A 23225-nucleotide genomic window follows, 5' to 3' on the forward strand; every position below is an offset into this window, starting at 1 on the left:
CATCAAATACATTCTATTAATGATATAATAATTTTGAAAGAATTTAATTCTAGGAGGGGAGAACATATGATAAATAAAAATGTTGAAGCTTTACGTTCTTTAATGAATGAAAGAGGCATAGACGCATATATAATTCCTACAGCAGATTTCCATGAATCTGAATATGTTGGAGAATATTTTGAAGCAAGAAAATTTATTTCTGGATTTACAGGTTCAGCAGGGATTGTAGTAATTACAAAAGATGTTGCAGGACTTTGGACTGATGGAAGATACTTTATTCAAGCAGCTAATGAGATAAAAGGAACTTGTTTTAAGTTATTTCCTATGGGAGAAGAAGGCGTTCCTACCATTAAAGAATTTTTGAAAGATGCCGTTAAAGAAAATGGCTGCATTGGTTTTGATGGTCGTGTAATGAATACTAGATATGTTGAAGATATCGAAAATACTCTTGAAGGAAAAAATGTTACTATAAAATATCAAGAGGATTTAGTAGATTTAATATGGGGTAATCGTCCTGAAATTTCAAAGAAACCAGCATTTTTACTTCCTGTTAAATATGCTGGAAAAGAAGCTGTAGATAAATTAAAAGATTTACGTAATGTTATGGAAGAAAAAAATGCTGATGTACATATATTAACTTCATTAGATGATATTGCATGGCTTTTTAATATTCGTGGAAATGATGTACAATGTAATCCAGTAGTATTATCTTATGCTATAGTTAAAAAAGATACTGCTACATTATATGTAGATAAAACTGTACTTAATGATGAAATTGTTAAATATCTAACTGCAGCTGACGTTACTATTAAAGATTATAACGACATATATGAAGATGTTAAAAAGATAAGTGCCGATGCAACAGTATTATTAGATACTAATAAAGTAAACTACACATTAACTAAAACTTTACCCGAAGGTATTAAAATTATTAGTGAAATGAATCCAACAACCTTCGCTAAAGCTATAAAGAATTCAGTAGAAATTGAGAATTTAAGAAAAGCTCATATAAAAGATGGTGTTGCATTTACTAAATTTATGTATTGGTTAAAAAATAATATAGGAAAGACTAAGATAACAGAGATATCTGCTAGTGATTACTTAGAAAACTGCAGAAGAGCACAAGATGGATTTATAGAATTAAGTTTTCCAACTATTGCTGGATATAAGGCTAATGCAGCTATGATGCATTATTCTGCTACAGAAGATACTGCAGCAGAACTAAAAGAAGAAGGACTTTTACTTGTTGATTCAGGTGGACAATACTTTGAGGGAACTACAGATATTACACGTACTATGGCATTAGGACCAATAAGTGATAAGTTAAAGTTACATTTTACAACAGTAACTCGTAGTATGCTTAATCTTGCAAATGCAAAATTTCTTTATGGTTGTAGAGGTATGAATTTAGATATTCTTGCTAGAGGACCACTTTGGGAGTTAGGAATAGATTATAAATGTGGAACAGGACATGGAGTAGGTTACTTGCTTAATGTTCATGAGGCTCCTAATGGATTTAGATGGAGAATAGTACCAGAACGTAACGATAGTTGTGTATTTGAAGAAGGTATGGTAACTACCGATGAACCAGGAGTATATATTGAAGGTAGTCATGGAATACGTATTGAAAATGAGTTAGTATGTAGAAAAGCTGAAAAAAATGAATATGGTCAATTTATGGATTTTGAGACTATAACATATGCACCAATAGATTTAGATGCAATAGATCCATCTTTAATGTCAAAGAAAGAAATAGAAATGCTAAATAAATATCATGCTATGGTATATGAAAAAATATCTCCATATATGACAGAAGAAGAAAATCTATGGTTGAAAAAATATACAAGAAGTATATAATTAGCTATAAAAAATAACTATATTATATCGATATATATAAGAGAACAAACTCTTTTTCGCAAATTTAAAGTACATTTTGTAACTGCTGTAAGACTAATTTTGTTAGTTTTACAGCAGTTTTTCTATTCGTTGAAAATAAAAATTCAATTATGTGAAAATAATTTAAATAAGTTAAAATTATACAAATACATAATAAAAAATGAAGTTTAATAAAAAAATATAAAATATTAATGGTAAAAAGACAATAAGCGACAAAATTCGCATAAAAGATATGATATATTCATATTGAAGATAAATGATGAAAGTCATTTTACAGGGATAAAAAATAAGTTGATATAGGGAATATGTATTAAAAAAAATTTATAATGCACTTCAATCTATAATATTAATGATATGGGTAAAATGGTATAAAGGGAGTAAAGTTTATATATAGTATAGATTAAAGAAGTGTGTGTACTAGAGTTGTTTTTATGATAAAATTTGAATTTTATTGTGAAAATAACTCTATTTTTTTACTTTTTGTTAAGGAAAGTGAAAAAGATTATTAAACAATTTTTATATTATTATAATGTAATAAAAATAATTATTTTAATTATTAGAATTTTTATTATTTTATAAAGTATAACGGGGAAAATAGTGTGTAATTCAAAAAAAGATAGAAAAAAGCTGTAAGAAAATTTTGATTAAATCTATTATTGTCGAAGTTATTGTACAAAAAAATAAAACTATTAAAATGTATTATATAAAGGATTAATTAGGGGGAAATTTAATGGGTACAATAATAGGGATTGATTTAGGAACTACTACCTCTGAAATCGCTTATGTTAAAGATGGAAAACCAGAAGTAATAATTAATGAGTTAGGAAGTAGAATAACTCCGTCAGTAGTAGGACTTACTGATGAAAATGAAATTATAATCGGAAACACAGCTAAAGGTCAGGCAGCCTTGAAGCCGGATAGAACCGTAATGGAAGTAAAAAGAATTATGGGTACGGATAAAATGGTTACCTTAGGCGACAACGTTGTAACACCAGAAGAAGTATCAGCAATGATTTTAAAAGAACTAAAGAGATATGCTGAAAGTTATATTGGAGAGAATATAACTGAAGCAGTGATAACAGTACCTGCAAATTTTAATGATTTGCAACGTCAAGCTACAAAAATTGCAGGAGAATTAGCAGGGTTAAAAATAGAGAGAATTATCAATGAACCAACAGCAGCTGCTATTGCTTATAGTATTGATAATTTAGATAAGGAAGAGAAGATTATAGTATATGATTTAGGTGGGGGAACTTTTGATATAACTATTCTTAACTTATTAAATGGTAACTTAGATATTAAGACAAGTAGGGGAAACAATAAATTAGGAGGTAAGGACTTTGATGAAAGACTGACAAATTATATTTTAAAAAAATTTAGAGAAGATACTAATATTGATTTAAGTAAAAATTATATAGCTATGGCTAGAATAAAAGAAGCATCTGAACGAGCGAAAATTGATCTATCGGTTATGAATTTTGCTGAAATAGAAATACCATTTATAGCAACAGATGAAAAAAATAATCCGCTAGAAATAAATTTTAAAATATCTAGAGAAGAATTTGAAGGGCTTATAAAAGATCTAATAGATATAACAGAAGTCGAGGTAGATAAAGCTCTTGAAGCTGCTGGATATAATAAAGAAGATATTGATACAGTTATAGCAGTAGGTGGTTCTACAAGGATACCTTGCGTAAGAGAACTGTTAAAAAATAAGTTTGGAGATAAGCTAAAAGGTGGTATAAATGTTGATGAAGCAGTAGCTATGGGAGCTGCTATTCAAGGTGCTATACATAAAAATGATCCAAAATTAAGTTCTATAAAGATTATGGATATATGTATGCATACATTAGGAATAAGTGTAGGAAAAGATACTGTTGATCACATAATAATGAAGGATAGTAAATTACCTTGTACAGAAAACAAAATATATAGTACTTCTTTTGATAATCAAAAATCTATGACAATTGAAGTATATCAAGGAGATGCTACTTTAAAAAGTGAGAATACCAAGATTGGAGAATTTAAGATAGAAGGTATTCCAGAAGCTCCAGCTGGAGATGAAGAGGTGGAAGTGGCATTCACATATAATATAGATGGAATTTTAGAAGTTACTGCAGAAATTATAAGTAGTGGGGAATCTATAGTTGGGATTATTGATACAATGGGTGTTAATTCAAAACCAATAGAATATAGTGAAGATTTAGGGAAGTGGAGTTCTTCGAGACTTAGCAGCAAATCAAAGACTATAATTGAAATGGCAGAAAAAAAGGTTCCTCATTTAGATAGCGAAAATAAAGTAAAAGTAGTTAAAGTGATAGAATCTTTAAAAAGAGCTATTATTGATGATGATGATGAGTTAGTAGACAAATATGATGAAGAGTTAACAGATCTTCTTTTTGAAATTTGTTAATTACTTTAATTAAATTAATATATTAAATAGAAAACAACAGCTTTTAGAAGCTGTTGTTTTTGTTTTTCAACAATTTTCTATAAAAAGTTATTACAATTTTATATAAATACTGGAAAAATATAAATAATTATGTTATAATTTGTTGTAATATAGATAAAACAGGTGTATTTACATATACATACAAAGAAAGTTGGGAGTGGATGTTATGGCTACTAATGAAAAAGATGACATCAATATTCATATAGGAGAAGAGTTAGAATTATTTCCAATAAAGAAATTGACTATGGATGATAAGGAATTAGATGATTTATATGGACCTTTTGTAGATATGGAAGAAAAAATGAGAAATATCGAAAAGGCTAATAAAAAGAATACTCTAATTATGGATACAATAAAAGCTGAATTAGATGAAAAAAATAAGAAAATTCGTGAGCTAGAATCTACCATTAGAGAATATAGTGAAAGAGAAGATAAGCTAGTTAAAAAGGTAATAAAAGTTTTAGACCAAATTGATTATATAGATAATTTTGCTAAGTCTACAGAAGATGAGGCACTTATTAATAATATGAATACTGTGAAAAAGATAATAAGAAAAGAATTGAGAGAAGTAGGTATTGAAGAAATTCCTACAGTTGGAGAAATATATAATCAAGATTTACATCAATGTATTGATGCAGTTGAAGATGATACAAAGACAAAATACGAAATTGTAGATGTTGTAAAAAGAGGATACTTAATGAACGGAAAAGTAAAAAGAACAGCATCTGTTATTGCAGTAAAGTAGAATATTGAATTAAAAGGAGTAGAATATGGGTAGAGTAATAGGAATAGATTTAGGGACAACAACCTCTGAAATTGCTTATATAAAGAATGGTAAACCAGAGATAATAGTAAATAGATTTGGTTCTAGAGTTACTCCATCTGTAGTAGGGCTTACAGATGATAATGAGTTAATTGTTGGAGAAAAAGCAAAAGGACAAGCTATATTAAAACCAGATAGAACAATAATGGAAGTTAAGAGACTTATGGGAACAAATAAAAGAGTTCCTTTAGGTGGGAAACACTTGCTGCCACAAGAGGTATCAGCAATGATTTTAAAAGAGTTAAAAAGATCAGCTGAAGATTATTTTGGAGAAGAAGTAACAGAGGCAGTAATTACTGTACCATCAAATTTTACAGATCTTCAACGTCAGGCTACTAAGTCTGCAGGAAGAAAAGCTGGATTGAAAATCGAAAGAATAATAAATGAACCTACAGCAGCAGCATTAGCCTATGGAATTAATAATTTAAATAAAGAAGAAAATGTATTAGTTTATGACTTAGGTGGTGGAACTTTTGATGTTACTGTTTTAGAGTTATTTGATGGAATATTAGATATAAAAGCTAGTAGAGGAAATAACAGACTAGGTGGAAAAGATTTTGATGATAGGATCATTGACTATGTAGTTAAAAAATTCAAAGATCGTCATGGTATAAATTTAAGAGAAAATAAAAAAGCTATGGCAAGAATAAAGGATGCGGCGGAAAGAGCAAAGATAGAATTAACAACAAAGAAAAATACAAATATTGAAGTTCCATTTATAACAGTAGATAAATATAATAAGCCGTTAGCAATACAGATGAGACTTACAAGAGAAATGTTTGAAAAGCTTATTTGTGATTTAGTAAAGAGTACAGAAAGAGAAATAGATGATGCTATGAATGCTGCGGGATTCAAGCCGGAAGATATAGGTACAGTAATAGCTGTAGGAGGATCAAGTAAAATTCCTTATGTTAGACAGTTACTTGTATCAAAGTTTGGAGATAAGATAAGAGATGAAGTGAATCCAGATGAGGCTATAGCCTTGGGAGCAGCTATTCAAGCGGGTATTAAAAATGATGAGATAAGCTCTAAAAAGAGTGTTGTTATAACTGATGCCTGTAGATATACACTTGGGACAAGTATCGTAATAAATGGTGAAGATAGAGTACTAGAGGGAGTATATGATCCAATAATTATGAGAGATAGTAAGATACCATGTACTGTTAAGAAAAATTACTTTACTGTAGAAAGAAATCAGACAAAAATGACTATAGACGTTTATCAAGGTGATGAAAAAAAGGCAAATGAAAATGTAAGTATTGGTGAATTTGTTTTAGATGGAATACCACCAAGACCAGCAGGAGAAGAAGAAATAGAAGTGTCATTTACTTACGATCTTGATGGAATATTAAAGATAACAGCAAAAGTTTTAAGTAATGGAAAGTGTATAGAAGGAATTATTGATACAACTAAATTAGTTAAAGAAGAACAATTATCTGAAGAAGATTTAGAAAAGTGGTCATCATGTAAGTTAGCTTATAAAGGTAGAGATGTTATAGAACTTGGAGAAAAAAAGTTAGATTCGTTAAATGGTGAATTAAAACAAAAGGTAAAAGTAATTTTAGATAATATTAAAAGAGCTATTATATCAGATAATGAATCATTATTACAGAAATATGATAATGAGTTAACGGATTTACTTTTTAATATTGTATAGAGTGACAAAGTTAATTTTTAGGAGAGATATATGAGTAGTTTAATAGAAATTTCAAATAAATATTATAATGACTCATTGAAACTTGTTAAGGATAATAAGGTTTCAGCTGCTATTAATAATCTAGAAAAGGCTCTTAAATATTATTGCAGGGATATTGATACTCTTAATCTTATGGGATTGTGTAAGTATAAACTTTGTGATTTTCAAGGAGCAAACTTTTATTGGCATAAAAGTTTAGAGTATAGACCAGACAATAATAGGGCTCAGTATTATCTAGATATATTAGAAGGAGAAGAGTTTAAAGAAATATTAGAAATATATAATGAAGGTATAGTTAATTTTAATAGTGGAAAGTATAAGGAATCAATTCAAGTTATGAAAGATATTAATAAAAGAAATAAGGAATGGATTGAACCTTATATAATGCTTGGGTTAGCTTATTATAATATAAAAGATTATTCTTGTGCTAAAAGATATTTAGAGGAAGGGATAAATAAAGATATAGGAAATAATAAGTATTTATCTTGGCTATTGAAAATTAAGAATAATAAGAAGAGTACAAGTATTTCAAATAGAAGAAATATTATGGCATATGCTACTATGGGAATAGCTATTATTGCTATGACTATAATTGCTGGTGGAAGTTATAGAAAGTACAATTCTACATTAAATGAATTAGATTCATATAAAAATAGGACTACTGTCCTTGAAAGTCAATTGAAAGAGAGCAAATCAGCTTATGATAAACTGGTTGTTGATATAAATAGTATAAGTAGTAAAAAAAAGGAAAATGTTGAATCTACAGAGTCTATTGCAAATGAGTCAGAAGTGTTTAATAAAGCTATAGAGAAATTTAAGGAAGAGAATTATAGTGAAGCTATAAAAGAATTAACTCCTTTGTGTAATAAAGGGAAAGATGAAATATATGTAGCAGAAGGAACATATTACTTAGCTGTTTCTTTAGAGAAAACAGGAGATTATGAAGGTGCGTATAAGTGGTATAAGAGATACATAGATAAATTTAAAGAAAAAAATTATTATGATGATTCGTTATATAATTGTGGATTAATGATGTATAGCCAAGGAAAAGTTGATGAAAGTAAAGAAATGCTTAATAAATTAGTAAATGAAGTACCAGATAGTATTTTTGTAAATAGCAGAGTTTCAGAAATATTAAATAATTAAATTTACAAGAGAGGAGAAAAAAATGAGAGATTTGTATGGGATTCTTAAAGTTAGCCCTGAAGCAGGAGATATTGAAATAAAAAAAGCATATGTTAGTATGGTAAGAAGATATCCACCAGAGAAAGCTCCGGAGGAGTTTAAAGAGATAAGAAAAGCTTATGAAACATTGACTAATCCAGTTGCTAGAAAAGAGTATGATGCGTTTTTAAAACATGGTAAAGAAATAAATAGATATAATGAAGAGGGTATGAAAGCTTTAGAAAGTCAAAATTTTAAAAAAGCTATCAATGAATTTAGTAAGATATTAGCCATAGAACCGAAATTAGTATCGGCTAAGAATTATTTAGGTGTAGCATTTCTTTATAGTGGACAATATGAAAAGGCTTTATTACAATTTCAAGAACTTGTACAATTAGAGCCTAAAAACGCAGAATTTCAAGAGAATTTAGGAGAAGCATATAAGAAGACATCTCAATATGATAAAGCAGAAGAACATTTTCTTAAAGCTTATGAAATTGATCCTCTAAATGATAATAGAGTATTTGAAATATTAGCATTTTACAAAGATAATAAAAGGTACAATAAAGCATCGTCTTTTCTTAAGAAATCTATAATAAGAAATAAAACTAGTCAATTTGATATATTACCTTATTACATTGAGTTAGTAAAAATATATGTTATGGATAAAAACAAAGAAGAAATAAAGAATACTATGGATATGGTTGAGAGAAATATATCTAATGATAAGAAAAGTAGGGAATATATGTCCACTAAGTTAGGAGAAATTATATATAAATTATATGATGAAAAAGAATATGAATTAGTGGAGATTTTAGCTAAAAGAACATTATGGTTAAGCCCTAATGATACTAAGATTAAAGATATGTATAATAAGGCTAAAAATAAGAATCAGAGCAAACGGAAGAAAGAAGCTAAATCTTCAAGAATATCAAAGGTAGCATGGGTTCCAATTATTTTATCATCAATTATTGGATTATTATTAATAGGTGCATTAATAATATTTATTGTTGGGTATAATTAATTAAAAGTTGAGAATACTATATTTATATTACGTCGAGTTAGGGGTAAGAAAATATGGTTACAATAAATAAAAAATTTTTAATAGTAGTATCTACTGTTATACTGGTAGTGCTTAATACACAAGTAGTAAAGGGGTATAAAGAAACTATAAACACAGATCTTATTGAAAAATATAGTACATATAATACTTATACTAATGAAAGATATGGATTTTCAATAGAATATCCTTTAGAATTAGCACCAAAAGAACCATCATCAAATAGTGATGGAATCTATTTTAGTAATATAGATAATACAGTGGAACTTATAGTATGGGGAAACAACAATACAGAAGGAAGTAATGCAGAAAGTCTTTATAGGAAAGATATGTTATATATTCCGAAAGATAATCATATTACATGGTGTAATGATTATGCTTATAATTTAACATGGAATGATGATAAAAATATATATCATAAATATTCAATAGTTGGAAAAGGTTCTATAAATACTTTTACATTTAAATCACCTGTAGAGAATAGAGAACTTTATGAATATGTAATTGAAAGGTTAGATAAGTCATTTAAAGCTCCATTAGTGTACAAAGGGTGTTAATTGTATAATAATTACTGGTAAATATTTTTAATAATAAATTTAAAATAATTTAAAAAAATTTAAAGTTGCGACAAGTTACGACAAAATTTTCGAAATAACTATGATATTATATAATTGCAAATAGATGTTTGAAGAGTTATGGTATATTTGAAATAGCTTCAAATTATGTATAGATATCATCTTTGGGGAAAGATGATTATGTAGATTCCTATAAACAATTCGACAAATTGCCGGTATAAGGGGTATGGGAGATATAGAGAACCATGGGAAAAGAGAACATTTACTGGGTTTGAATAATATATAGGGTTGAGGGATGGAAGTAACTAGGGGTAACGGTTACTTCCACATTAAAAAAGTATATTGATATTAAAATCTATAAAGTAGCAAAAGCTATCTTTATAGATTTTTTGTTTATTATAAACTTTTAAGAAAATTTATTTTAGTCTATACTTAAATTGATGGAATTTTCCTATAAGGAGGATAAAAATATGAGAATCTTACATACTGGAGATTGGCATCTTGGAAAAAATCTTGAAGGTCAAAGTAGAATGGATGAACAAGAAAGATTTTTAAAAGATTTTATAGATATAGTTAAAGATAATAATATAGATTTAGTTATAATTGCTGGAGATATTTATGATAGTAGTAATCCACCGGCAAGGGCAGAAAAAATGTTTTATGATACATTAAAAAATTTATCAAGAGATGGAGAAAGAATGACTTTGGTTATTTCAGGTAATCATGATAATCCAGATAGATTAGTAGCAGCAGGACCTTTAGCAAGAGATCATGGTATTGTTATGGTTGGAACTCCTAAGTCTATTGTACCTATTGGGGAATATGGCAAGAACTCAGTTGTCGATGCAGGGGAAGGTTATATTGAGATAAGTATTAATGGAGAAAAGGCGGTAATACTTACGGTGCCTTATCCTAGTGAAAAAAGATTAAATGAAGTTTTATATGATGCTATGGATGATGAAGAAGAAAAGATGAAGTCTTATAGTGATAGAATTTTTACTTTGTTTGATGGATTAAAGAAGCATTATAGAAAAGATACAATTAATCTTGTTACAACACACATTTTTGCTATGGGAAGTGAAGAAAGTGGATCTGAAAGAAGTATTCAATTAGGTGGTAGCTATGTAGTTGATGGTAGCTGTTTTCCTAAGGAAGCGCAATATATTGCTTTAGGACATGTTCATAAGCCGCAAATAGTACCAGGAACAGAAAGAAGGGCTAGATATTCAGGATCTCCTATTCATTATAATAAGAAAGAGATAAGTTTTACTAAAAAGTGTTTTATTATTGATGTTAAGGCTGGAGAGCCATGTAATGTTACTGACATAGATCTTAAGGTATATAAACCTATAGAGATATGGAAGTGTAATGGTGTAGAGGATGCTATTAAAAAGTGTGAAGAGAATAAGGATAGAGAATGTTGGGTGTATTTAGAAATTACTACTGACAGGTATATAAGAGAAGACGAAATAAAGATGATGAAAGATCTGAAAAAGGATATTTTAGAGATAATGCCTAAGATAACATCGTTTAATAGTGAAGAGGATGATGTTGAAAGTTTTAAGGAAAAGTCTTTTGAAGATATATTTAGAGATTTTTATTTTAAGGAGAGGGAAGTTGAACCTAGTGATGAGGTAGTAAATACATTATTATCAATAATATCAGAGGAGGAAGATCATGAGACCAATTAAACTTGAAATCAAAGGATTAAATAGTTTTATTGAAAAACAAACAATAGATTTTAATAAACTAACTAAAAGAGGATTGTTTGGTATCTTTGGACCTACTGGTAGTGGTAAATCTACTATTCTTGATGGTATAACGTTGGCGTTATATGGAGAAGTTTCAAGAAAAAGTTCAAATTACATAAATACTAATTGTGATAGTACTAGCGTAGAGTTTACTTTTCAAATTTCAGGTGCTGATACAAAAAGGTATGTTGTTTCTAGGGAGTTTAAAAGAAAAAAGGATGGGGCTATAAACTCTGGAAAATGCAAGCTTATGGATATAACTGATGGTAAAAATGAGATATTAGCAGATAAGAAAAAATTAATTGATGAAAAAGTGAAATCTATAATAGGTCTCGGTATTGAGGATTTTACAAGAACAGTAGTATTGCCACAGGGGAAGTTTAGTGAATTTTTAAAATTAGAAGGTAAAAGTAGAAGGGATATGCTAGAAAGACTTTTTAATTTGCAACAATATGGTGATAATTTATCTTTTAAGTTATCAAAAGAGATTGTAAGGGAAAAAGAAAATAATAGTGTATTATTGGGTGAACTTAAGGGGTATGAAGATATAAGTAGAGAATTGCTTAAGAGTAAGGAATCAGAATTAGTAGAGATTAGTAGAAATCTTAGTAATGCTAAAGATGAATTATTAAAAATTGATACTGTATATAAAGAAAATGAAGAGTTATGGAATCTGCAATTAGATTTAATAGGATATAGGGAAAAAGAAAAAACACTTATTCGAAAGAAAGGTGATATAGAAAAATCTAAAGAGGTAGTAAGGTTAGGAGAAGCTGCGGCAAGGGTATTGCCTTATATTAAGGGGTATGATAATACTTTAAAGGAAATAGAGAAAACTCAATTACAGATAACTGAAACGAAGAATATTATTGAGAAAATAAAAAAAGAAAAAGAAGTTTTAGAAGAAAAGTGGACTATAGCTAAAGAAAATAATGATACTAAGAAACCAGAGTTATTGGTGAAAAAGCAAAAGGCATCAGATGCACTAGAGGATAAGAAATCTTTAAATAATATGTTAAAGAAAATTACAGAACTTAAAATTAATCTTAATGAGATAAGTGAAAGAGGTAAGAATCAGAATGCTATTTTTAATAAACTCAAAGTTGAATTAGAATCATTAGAAAAGAAGGAAAAGGAAGCTGATGAGAAGATTCTATCTCTTAAGATTGAAGATGGATTAAAGGAAAAGGTTCAAAAGGGAATAATATTGAAAGAGAGACATGACACTTTCAAAGAAAATATAGATAAAAATAATTCAAAGATAAAGGGTATACTACAGGTTATAGAGAATAACAACAACTTGAAGGAAAGTGCGTCTAATAATTTGGAAAGTATAACAAAGTCATTAGATGGAAAAATTGAAATGTTAGAAAATCTTTTAAAATCTGTGCCGGGGACTCAAGATGATCTTTTAAATATGCAGAAGTTACTTTCAGAGAATAAGGAAAAATGGAGCAGTTTTAATAGAATTTCAAAGGATATTGAAGATGGAAAAGATAGAATTTCCAAATTTCATATAGATTTAGATAATTATAATAAGGTTATATGTAATGAAGAAGAATCCTTAATAGCTATGAAAAATAATCTTGATATTATGGACAAAGAAATGTTGGCACACAATTTGAGAGAGCAATTAAGAGAGGGAGAAATATGTCCTGTTTGTGGTTCAAGGGAGCATTTTAAAGAAAATATAAAGGCTATAAAAATAGATGGTATCAAAGAACTGGAGGATAATATAAAGGATAAAGATATCTTATTAAAAGGATATAATGAAAAAGTTGCTATAGTTAAGGCTAATATAAAGAATGAGGAAGAAAAGTTACAAGAGAATAATAAAATATTATTAGAATTAGGATCAGATTTTAAAAATATATCGCCTAAGGAATTAGAGGATAATTTTATAAAGTTAAAAAGTGATATAGAAAGTCATATTAATAAGAAAGAGCAATTAGAAAAGGAAGTTAATTTAGGAAAAGAAGAGAAATTAAACTTGGAGAAAAATATAAGTAATGTTGTTGTTGAAATAAAAAACTTGAATAAACAATATAAGGAGATTGAGAAAGAAAATAAAAGTCTAGAAGAAGATTTCAAAGGGATAAAAGATGAGTTAAATCAATTAGTAAGGGATACTAATGTTGAAGATTTTAAAAGTAAGTGGGAAGAAATAAAAGTCATAGAAGAGAAGAGGGAAAAACTTTTAGAAGAATTAAAGAACTTCAGAGGTGCTAAAGATAAGTTAAGCAAGGAACAAGAAGAAATTAAAAAAAGTACTGATGATCTAAGAGGAGAGTTTATTGAAAAGAGAAGTAATATGCAGGCTTTAGAGGAGAATTGTAAAGAAAAAGAAGATTCTATAAAATCTAAAGTTGGAGTTGTAGAGGATATATCTGAATTATTGGCTTCTATAGAAAAAGAAGTAAAGTTTATAGAAGATACCTATAAAAATCTTGAAAATGAAAAACTTGTTAAGGATAAAGAATACACTACAGCTAATGAAAATTATAGTTCTATCTTAGGAAAGAAGGAGCAACTGCTACATAGAAAGGGATTAGAGGAAGAATCAATAAATGAAAAACTACAAGAAGAAAAGTTTACTTCTATCGATGAAGTAAGAAGATATGAAGTTTCTAATATGGAAGTAGAGGCTTTGAAAAAGGAAATAGAAGAATATAATGATTTACTTTTACGATTAAAGGGAACTATTGAAAGTATCAATGTAAAAATAAATGGTAGATTTTTAGAAGAAGAAAAATGGGAAAAAATAAAGAGCGATAAGGTCTCATTGGAAGAAAAATATAAACTTATAAGTGAAGATAAGGTAAGAATTGATGAAGAAATAAAAAATATCAACACAAAGTTAAAGGAAATGGAAGGTCTTCTAGAAAAGAAAGAAAAGTTAGATCACAAACTTGCATTGCTTAGTGATTTAGAAAAATTATTTAAGGGAAAGAAGTTTGTTGAATTTGTAGCAGCTCATCAGCTTAAATATATTTCTATGGAGGCATCAAAAAGACTAAAAGAAATTACTAACGGCAATTATGGTCTTGAAGTAGATGAAAATGGTAAGTTTATAATAAGAGATTATAAAAATGGTGGAGCAGAAAGAGATGCAACTACCCTTTCTGGTGGAGAGACTTTCTTAGCATCATTGGCACTAGCTTTGGCATTATCAGCTCAAATTCAGTTGAAAGGTACGGCACCTTTAGAATTATTCTTCTTAGATGAGGGATTTGGTACATTAGATGATAATTTATTAGATATAGTAATGAATTCCCTTGAAAAGATTCATAATGATAAGTTAAAGATAGGTATAATAAGTCATGTTGAGTCTATTAAAAACAGAGTTCCAATGCAACTAGTAATAACACCAGCAGAGTCAGGGCGTGGTGGCAGTAAAGTTGAAATTGTGACAAATTAGTATGTAGAATAAAAAATCATGGAGTTTCTTTATAATGTGGATTCCATGATTTTTTGCTATTGTAAGTGTTATAATTGGATATTAACATCTGTTTTAGAAAAGTAGTGGTGAATTTCTGTGTGTTTGTCCACAGTGATATAGTGGAATGTTTCTAGGTAGAGAAATAAAGGAGTTATCGCTAACATCATTACTGTTAGTATGATAACTCCTTTTTTAGAGAGTGGATATTAATTTTTTATGTCTTTTATTTCAGGTGTGTCGTCTTTGGTAATAGCCAATTTATTAACTTTTTCTTTTTTAGAAATATCTTTGATTAAGTCTACAATATTAACACCTGTTAAAGAGTTAACCACCTCTGGTAGTTCAGCCATAATATTAGTGACGTTTTTTGTAACTTTTGAAGCAGCTCCTTGTCCACCATTATCAATTACAACCATCTTATCAGTTCTAGAAAGTGGTTCTGCAATGTAACGAGCTATTTCTGGAAGCTTATCAGCTAACATTTGAATAACAGCAGCATCACCATATTGTTTGTATGCCTCAGCTTTTTCTTTCATGGCTTCCGCCTCAGCCTTCATAGCATCAGCATTTGCTTCACCTTTAAGTCTTATTGCTTCAGCTTCTGCCATACCTTTAATTTTTATTGCTTCAGCTTCAGCTTCTGCTTGCTTTATTAATTTAAATCTTGCTGCTTCCGCCTTTTGCTCTTCGCTATATTTATCAGCTTCTGCTACTTTTTTTATAGTTGCATCAAGTTCCATAGCTTTTTTTCTAGCTTGTTGCTCTGCTATTTCTGTTTGTCTTTGTTCCTCAAAAAGCTCTGCATTTTTTGCAGCTTCAATAACTTGTTTTTTAACGATGTTTTGTTCTACTTCATAAGAGAAGTCAGCTTTTGCTTTTGCTCTTTGTTCTTCTTCTTTATAAGCTTGTACTCTAAGTTCTTTTTCCTTTATGGCTTTAGCTATTTCAGTATCAGCTTTAATTTCTGCTTCTGTTCCAAGTCGTTTAGCTTCTGCTGTTTTTTGTTTTTCTTCTCTTTGTGCTTCAGCTTCTGCAATAGCAGCATTCTTTTTAACTTCAGCTATTTGTTTAGCACCTAAAGCTGTTAAGTAACCTTTAGTATCATCTATATCTCTTATAGTAAATGTTTTTATTTCAAGTCCCATTTTTTCTAAGTCGCTTTTTGCGACATTTTCTACTTCATTAGCAAACATTTCTCTGTCTTTATAGATCTCTTCAATGGACATTTTTGATACAATCTCACGAAGTTTACCTTCAAGAACATCTTGTACAGTACTTCTGATAACTTCAATAGTTTCTCTTTCTTTGCCAGTATTAAATTGTTCCATAGCAAGAAGGATTCCAGTAGATGAAGACATTATTTTTATGATGGCTACACCATCGGTGTCGATAGGAACACCATTACTATCTAGTGACTCATGAGTCCTAACTTCTACTTTCATATTTTCTAATGATATTCTGTCAGTTTGTTCAAAGAAAGGTATGACAAGTCCACCACCACCACTAATGACTCTCTTTTTTAAACCTGTAACTACTATGGCTTTATCAGCGGGAGCTTTTTTCCATGTTATTAGGATTAGTGATATTATAACCACAATAGATATAGCAACAATAATAGCTATAGTCGGAATTTTCATTACATCAACCTCCTGTAATATATTATTTGATTTACTATATATTAGCATAATGAAAGAGGAAACACAATAGATATGGTAAATATTTTTATATAAAAGGCTTTTAATTACCGTATTTCAAGAGCTATATAAAATATAAATCGACAAAAAATATACAAAATAGAAAATAATATGATATAATGAAGAAAATACATGAATTGTGGACAAAGAGTTTTCGAAAGAAAGAGGGATCAACGTGGATATAATAGAAACTATTAAAAGCTTTTTTGGGGGAAATAAAGTAGAGATAATTGACGGCATAGAGTTTAAAGGTAAAGAAATTAAGGCATTACATAGATATAAGGAAAAACTTAATGAGAGATTATCTGTTACTAAGTTATATATTAGAGAGAAGAATATTGAGAGTGAAGAAGTTAGGGTAAATTTATTAAATAAAACAAGAATAATTGCTGTATTATATTGTTTCAATACTGAATTGGATATGAAAAAACTTAAATGTGTTGATGAAATTATTAGGGCTATGGACAATGATGTATTTATGAAATATATATATGAATTAGAGGAATGTAATAGTATAGAGTTGACATCTGATAATAAAGTTGGATTAAAGCATATAACTAAATTTCTTCATTATAATTCAATAGAGATGCCGAAAGAAATTAGTAGTGAAGAAGATAATAAAGATGAAGATTTTATAGAAGTAGAAATAAGAAATATAGAAGAAAAACAAGATGTTGTTGATGAATCTATGGAAAGCGAAAATGAGAATAATAATGATGTGGAAGTAATAGAAGAGGAAGAAATAGAAAATATCGCAGAAAAAGAAGAAGACGTTGAAGGAAATAAAGACGTTTTAGAAAAGGAAGAAGAGGTTAAAGAAAATAAAGAAGTTCCGGAAAAAGAAGAAGGCTTTGAAGAAAAAGAAGAAGATATTAAAGAGAAAAAGAATATTATAGAAAAAGAAACGAAATCGGAAAAAAAAGGAAATAGAACTGTAACAAAATTAAAAGAAGAAAATGAAGAGATTAAGGAGAAAATCTTAATAGCTTTAAAAAACAAAAATGATTTTATTACAATAAAGGAAATAAGAAAAGACGAATATTCCTTAGGTTTGTCCCAATGTACTAGTCAAAAAATATCTGCGTTAATTAGACAATTAGTTGAAGACGGTAAAGTAGAAAGAGTATCAGAGAAAAAAGTTATTAGATTTAAAATAAAATAATATTAAGAAACCAATATTCTGAATTGAATATTGGTTTTTTCATACCAAATAAAGAAAAAATACAAAAATACAATAAAAATCAAGAAATAATAAAATTCTAGTTAATTCAATAAAAAACCTGTATTTTATGTTGAAAAATTTAATAAAACTCACAAAAAGATAAAATAGTATTTACATAAAAAGAGATAAGGTGTATATTTAGGTACAATATATAAAAAATAACAAATGCAATATGCAAATGTACGAGGGAGGGAAATTATGATTGTTGTAAGTTTAGTTTATTTTATCATTTCTATGACGATTTTAATAAGTGGCTATTTTGCAGCTAGATCAAATCCAAAGTATGCAAAGATAGTAGTTGTCACAGAAATGATTGCAATTATTATTTATACTACTTGTAGATTGGTTACATTACCATATTCATCTGTATCTGGAATGATTTTTGGTGGCATTTTATTTTTAGCAGAATTAATTTCTATTGTACAGTTTGTTTGTATACAATATTTATATGGTAAAGGTGCTAATGCGAAGAAACAAGAGGTTAAAGGGTTAGAAGTATATAATGGCAAAGAATTACCAACAGTAGATGTGCTGATATGTACTTACAATGAGCCTTTAAAGTTAGTAGAAAAAAATGTTGCAGCGTGCTTGAATTTAAATTATCCAAAGGACAGATATAAAGTATATGTTTGTGATGATGGTAGAAGAAAAGAATTTAAGGATATGGCTGAAAGTTATGGAGTTCAATATATTACTAGAGATAATAATCTTTATGCAAAGGCTGGAAATATAAATAATGCTTTAGAATTTACAAATGGGGAATTATTTGTGGTTTTAGATGCAGATATGATGCCAAAGAGAGAATTCTTAGAAAAGACAGTAGGATATTTTATTGATGAAAATATGGGTTTTGTTCAAACTCCACAAAATTATTATAATCCTGATATGTATCAATATCATTTAAATAAAAATATACCTAATGAACAAGACTTTTTTATGAGAGATTTACAAGAACATAAGGCAGCTATTAATGCAATAATTGATGTTGGAACAAATAATGTATATAGCAGAGATGCAATTATGAAGATAGGTAAATTTCCAACATGTACTATAACAGAAGATATGGCAGTGGGTATGTTATTACAAGGTAATGGATATAAAAGCGTATTTATAAATGAAACGTTGGCGTTAGGATTAAGTCCTACTACATTTGTGGATCTTGTAAAACAAAGAGATCGTTGGTGTAGAGGAAATATACAGGTTATGAAGAAATTCACTAAGCTTTTTAAAGAAAAGTTGAATTTTAGCCAAAAGATATCATATCTTAGTGGATATTTGTTCTGGTTTGGATCTATAACAAAGATGGTATTTATATTATGTCCAATGGTGTATTTATTTTTTGGAGTCCCAATTATTGATTGTAATTTAATTGTTATGGCTTCTGTACTTATTCCCTATTCAATAGGTCAATTATTAGTAATGAAATCAGTACCAACAAAAAATCAAAAGATGTTATATAGTATATTTTATGATACAGCTGTAGCTCCACATTTAGTGTTCTCAGTTATAAAGTCACTTTTAAATTTAAAGGTTAGTTTTAATGTAACACCTAAAGATGTTACAACTGGTAAATCATATTTTCAATTTAAAGTAGTGGCACCACATATTTTCCTTTTGAGTATAATATTAATTTCATGGATTGTGGGAGTTGTAAATGTTAAGGTTGGTAACATTTATTTTATAGGATATTTAATTAATATTTTATGGAGTATATATAATGTTATTGCTCTTGGTGTATGTATAAGACTTGCATATCAAAGACCTATATATAGGACATCTGAACGTATAACTGTATCAGAAGATACTAAGTTAGAGTTAAATACAGATAAATATGGTGATGTAAAAGGAAAGATACATGATTTCTCTGAAAAGGGATTAGGAATAATACTTCCTAAACGATATGATTTTAATGTTAATGATAAAATTAAGTTGAAAATATCCAATAATGAACAAGGGTTGGAGGCTAATGCGAGAGTTGCTAGAAGTTCTGATAATTTTATTGGAGTAGAATTAGATGAATTGCCACCAAAGGAAATGAAGGAAATTATGGCGATTTATATGGAAAACTTAACTCCATATTATTAATTAATAAGGGTTATTGCTAGAAAAAATTAAATTATTTTAGCAATAACCTTTTTATTTTGCCCAAGAAAAAGAAGGAAAAATAGTGTTATATATAGAATTTAAGTAATAAAAAGTAGAATAGTTAAATTTTAAGGGTGACGGAAGTATGAATGCAATTATAGCATATCTAAGAGAAGTAAATACAGTTTCTATAATATTGAGATTAACACTTGCTACATTATTTGCAGGTATAATAGGATTAGAAAGAGGAAAGAAAAAGAGACCAGCAGGATTTAGAACACATATATTAGTGTGTATCGGTGCAACGATTATTATGATTACAAATCAATATATAATTGACATAATGCATATGGATTCTGATCCTACAAGACTTGGAGCTCAAGTTATAAGTGGAATAGGTTTTTTAGGTGCAGGAACTATAATTGTTGATAGAAGAAATCAGGTAAAAGGTCTTACTACAGCGGCTGGACTTTGGGCTTGTGCATGTATGGGACTAGCTATAGGGATTGGATTTTATGAAGGTGCCATAATATCATGCATATTTTTATTCGGTGTGATGACAGGTCTTCACAAGTTGGATTTATATGTTCAAAATAATTCAAAGGTAATTAATATTTATGTTGAATTTGATAATATATCTAATGTTACAAGTTTTATTAAGAAACTTAGGGCTCAAGGAATAAGAATTTCTAATTTAGAGGTACCAAAAACAGATAAAATAGATAAGAATAATGTTGGGGTAGTTATGACTATAAGAATGTTAGAGAAAGTAAATCATGCTGATTGTATATTAGAATTGCATAATGAAGAAGGAGTATTATTTATTGAAGAAATTTCCTAATATACATTAAAATACAAATTCATCATAAAATGTTTATATAAAATCGCATATTAGTATCTGTTAAAGATAAGTAGTGGTAAATGTAAAAGAATGTATTTGTAAAAAGAAAATAAGAGGCACATGGATAAATTTTAAATAGAATCCATGTGCTTTTATTATATATTAGTACCACTACTTTCCGATAACAGATGCTAATATCAATATATAACACAAATAATTACAATAACGAACATACAAATATATTGGAATAAATGATAAAAAGTGGTACTATAAAGGAAAAGTTAAGGAGGAAAATTGGGTTATGGGAAAACGTTTAAAAGGGATTGTTGTGTTTTTGTTATTTATTGTATTGATATCTGGATGTGAGATTGGAATGAAAGTTCCTTCATCTAAGAATTCTAAGTTTAATGAGGTAGAATTTGAAGATGTAAAAAGAAATAAAATTGATATGGATAATAAAAAAGGAGTTTATTACGAAATTTTTGTAAGATCTTTTGCCGATTCTGATGGCGATGGAATTGGTGATATTAATGGTGTTACAGAAAAACTTTCATATTTAAAAGAATTGGGAGTAGAAGGAATTTGGCTTATGCCTATAACAGAGTCAGAGTCTTATCATGGTTATGATGTTACAGATTATAAGCAAATCGAGAAAGATTATGGTACTATGGAAGATTTTCAAAAGTTATTAGAAGAAGCACATAAGCTAGATATAAAAGTAATTATGGATCTAGTTATTAATCATACTAGTTCTGAACATTCATGGTTTAAAGAATCTAAATCTTCAATAGACAGTAAGTATAGAGATTATTATAGATGGGTTACTAAAGATGATAAGGATAATTATGTATCCAATGCGACATCAGATTTTGGGTCAGATAATGTATGGCACAAAAAAAATGGAGCTTATTACTACGGAATTTTTTGGAGTGGTATGCCAGATTTGAATTATAATAATGAAGCCGTAAGAGAAGAAATAAAAGATATAGCAAAGTTTTGGTTAAAAAAAGGTGTTGATGGTTTTAGGTTAGATGCAGCAAGGCATATTTATGGTGTACATGAATTTGAAGAAGAAAGTGATCCGTTACATAAGAATTTGCAATGGTGGAATGAGTTTGCTGCTGCATGTGAAGAAGTTAATAAAAATGTATATTTAGTCGGAGAATGTTGGGATGAATCAAGAAAAGATGTATCTGCCTATGTACAACCTTTTGATACTATCTTTAATTTTGATGTATCTGCAGATATTTTTAATGCAATATCTTCTGGTAAAGCTATTATCGATAATAAAGAATTTTCTAAGAGTCTAGAGGAAATCTATAGTAGATATGATTCTATAGATAGTAATTACATTGATGGAGTTTTTGCAACAAATCATGATCAAGAGAGGATTATGTCAATGTGTGACTCAGAAGAAAAATCTAAACTGGCAACTATGATATATATGACATTACCAGGTAATCCTTATATATATTATGGTGAAGAAATAGGAATGAGAGGGAAAAAGCCTGATGAAAATATAAGAGAACCTTTTGTGTGGACTGATGGAAGTAAAAATTCAAATACTACTTGGGAAAAAAGCAAATACAATAAAGATTTAACACCATTAGACGAACAGAAGAAAGATAAAAATTCAATGTATAGTTTTTATAAGGAAGTTATTAATTTAAGAAAATCTACACCAGCATTATATAATGGTGATTTTAAGGCTATAGAAGCAAATAATAATAGTATTATGGCATATGAAAGAAATAAGGATGATAGTAAAGTATACGTAATTCATAACTTTAGTGAAAAAGAACAACAAGTAACAGTAGAGAATATAGATGGAATGAAAGTGGAATATTCAAGAAGTGGTAAGGATTCTATAAAAGGAAACAAATTAAAGATAAAACCATTATCTTCAGTAGTTATTTCAAAAAAATAAATATTTTGAAAGCATACTCATAAAAACTACAGCATAGCTTCGATAATATTGCAGATAAATAAGATATAAAAGTTTTTGCTACTATAATGATGCTAATCTAATATGAAGTGAGGTGCAGAGTATGAGTAAAGCTTTGGAAAAACAAATACGATATGAATTAACAAAACAAATGTTTTTAGATTTATATTATGATGATAAAATCACAGAAGAGCAGTTAAAAGAAAAGTTATTACAAGAGTACATCGATGCTGGATATTATTATAAAAGTTTTGATGATATAACTATAGAAGACATGGAAGAAGCAGTATATCAATATTATAAATCAATGGGATTTAACTTTGAAAATTTTGATGAAATCATTAATTATGATATTGATTCGCAGCCCATTACAGAGGATACATTTAAAACTTATGAAAAAATGATTGATAGATTAGAAAAAGAAAACTTTGTTATATACAAGTAAAAAAGAACTATCCCATTATGATCTGACTCCTGTCAAGTAGACAATCAAAATAAATAAAAGATATATGATGATGCGACTACGTTGTTAGTCGCATTTATCATGATGCTCTTTTTTTCTTTGCTTCTAATTCTGCTTTA

At 28.5% G+C, this 23225-nt stretch carries 15 protein-coding genes; 14 read left to right on the top strand and 1 reads right to left on the bottom strand.

Translation table 11 applies throughout. The features are described 5' to 3' along the window. The first annotated feature begins 66 nt into the window (after nucleotides 1–66). The 9 genes from KQI30_RS09665 (at nucleotide 67) to KQI30_RS09705 (ending at nucleotide 14835) form a co-directional block, all read left to right on the top strand. A complete protein-coding gene (locus tag KQI30_RS09665; protein WP_216463097.1) occupies nucleotides 67–1857 on the top strand; it encodes an aminopeptidase P family protein in 1791 nt (596 codons plus the stop codon). Between the two features lie 769 nt (nucleotides 1858–2626). Beyond that, entirely contained in the window at nucleotides 2627–4309 is a 1683-nt protein-coding gene (locus KQI30_RS09670) for an Hsp70 family protein (RefSeq protein ID WP_216463098.1), read from the top strand. Nucleotides 4310–4514: 205 nt separating this feature from the next. Further along, complete coding sequence (locus KQI30_RS09675) at nucleotides 4515–5093, top strand: nucleotide exchange factor GrpE (protein WP_216463099.1); 579 nt, start codon at nucleotides 4515–4517, stop codon at nucleotides 5091–5093. 25 nt (nucleotides 5094–5118) lie between these two features. Next, the gene (locus tag KQI30_RS09680) at nucleotides 5119–6828 is read left to right on the top strand and encodes an Hsp70 family protein (RefSeq protein WP_216463100.1); all 1710 of its coding nucleotides are present in this window, start codon (nucleotides 5119–5121) and stop codon (nucleotides 6826–6828) included. A gap of 30 nt (nucleotides 6829–6858) precedes the next feature. Next, nucleotides 6859–8013 (top strand): tetratricopeptide repeat protein, encoded by a 1155-nt coding sequence (locus KQI30_RS09685; RefSeq protein ID WP_216463101.1) that lies wholly within the window; start codon nucleotides 6859–6861, stop codon nucleotides 8011–8013. A 22-nt stretch (nucleotides 8014–8035) separates the two neighbouring features. Next, nucleotides 8036–9055, top strand: coding sequence for a J domain-containing protein (locus KQI30_RS09690; RefSeq protein WP_216463102.1), 1020 nt, complete (start codon nucleotides 8036–8038; stop codon nucleotides 9053–9055). Between the two features lie 53 nt (nucleotides 9056–9108). Continuing rightward, on the top strand, nucleotides 9109–9648 hold the full coding sequence (locus tag KQI30_RS09695) for a hypothetical protein (RefSeq protein ID WP_216463103.1): 540 nt from the start codon (nucleotides 9109–9111) through the stop codon (nucleotides 9646–9648). Between the two features lie 488 nt (nucleotides 9649–10136). Next, complete coding sequence (locus tag KQI30_RS09700) at nucleotides 10137–11357, top strand: exonuclease SbcCD subunit D (protein ID WP_216463104.1); 1221 nt, start codon at nucleotides 10137–10139, stop codon at nucleotides 11355–11357. Next, nucleotides 11344–14835, top strand: a complete 3492-nt coding sequence (locus KQI30_RS09705) for an AAA family ATPase (RefSeq protein ID WP_216463105.1) — start codon at nucleotides 11344–11346, stop codon at nucleotides 14833–14835. Before KQI30_RS09700 ends, KQI30_RS09705 begins: the two co-directional genes overlap by 14 nt. Before the next feature lie 227 nt (nucleotides 14836–15062). Here KQI30_RS09705 and KQI30_RS09710 read toward each other — a convergent pair whose 3' ends face one another. Further along, nucleotides 15063–16493: a flotillin family protein gene (locus KQI30_RS09710; protein WP_216463106.1), complete on the bottom strand. Its 1431-nt coding sequence runs from the start codon at nucleotides 16491–16493 to the stop codon at nucleotides 15063–15065. 232 nt (nucleotides 16494–16725) lie between these two features. Between KQI30_RS09710 and KQI30_RS09715 the strand changes: the two genes are divergently transcribed. From KQI30_RS09715 to KQI30_RS09735, 5 genes are all read left to right on the top strand, one after another. Beyond that, complete coding sequence (locus KQI30_RS09715) at nucleotides 16726–17712, top strand: hypothetical protein (RefSeq protein ID WP_216463107.1); 987 nt, start codon at nucleotides 16726–16728, stop codon at nucleotides 17710–17712. 258 nt (nucleotides 17713–17970) lie between these two features. Next, nucleotides 17971–19857, top strand: coding sequence for a glycosyltransferase (locus KQI30_RS09720; RefSeq protein ID WP_216463108.1), 1887 nt, complete (start codon nucleotides 17971–17973; stop codon nucleotides 19855–19857). A gap of 145 nt (nucleotides 19858–20002) precedes the next feature. Then, nucleotides 20003–20698, top strand: coding sequence for an MgtC/SapB family protein (locus KQI30_RS09725; protein WP_216463109.1), 696 nt, complete (start codon nucleotides 20003–20005; stop codon nucleotides 20696–20698). Nucleotides 20699–20999: 301 nt separating this feature from the next. After that, nucleotides 21000–22625, top strand: coding sequence for an alpha-amylase family glycosyl hydrolase (locus KQI30_RS09730; RefSeq protein ID WP_216463110.1), 1626 nt, complete (start codon nucleotides 21000–21002; stop codon nucleotides 22623–22625). 121 nt (nucleotides 22626–22746) lie between these two features. Beyond that, on the top strand, nucleotides 22747–23088 hold the full coding sequence (locus KQI30_RS09735; RefSeq protein WP_216463111.1) for a hypothetical protein: 342 nt from the start codon (nucleotides 22747–22749) through the stop codon (nucleotides 23086–23088). The last annotated feature ends 137 nt before the right edge of the window (nucleotides 23089–23225 follow it).

The sequence above is a fragment of the Clostridium bornimense genome (assembly GCF_018917145.1).
GTDB classification, from domain to species: domain Bacteria; phylum Bacillota; class Clostridia; order Clostridiales; family Clostridiaceae; genus Clostridium_AN; species Clostridium_AN bornimense_A.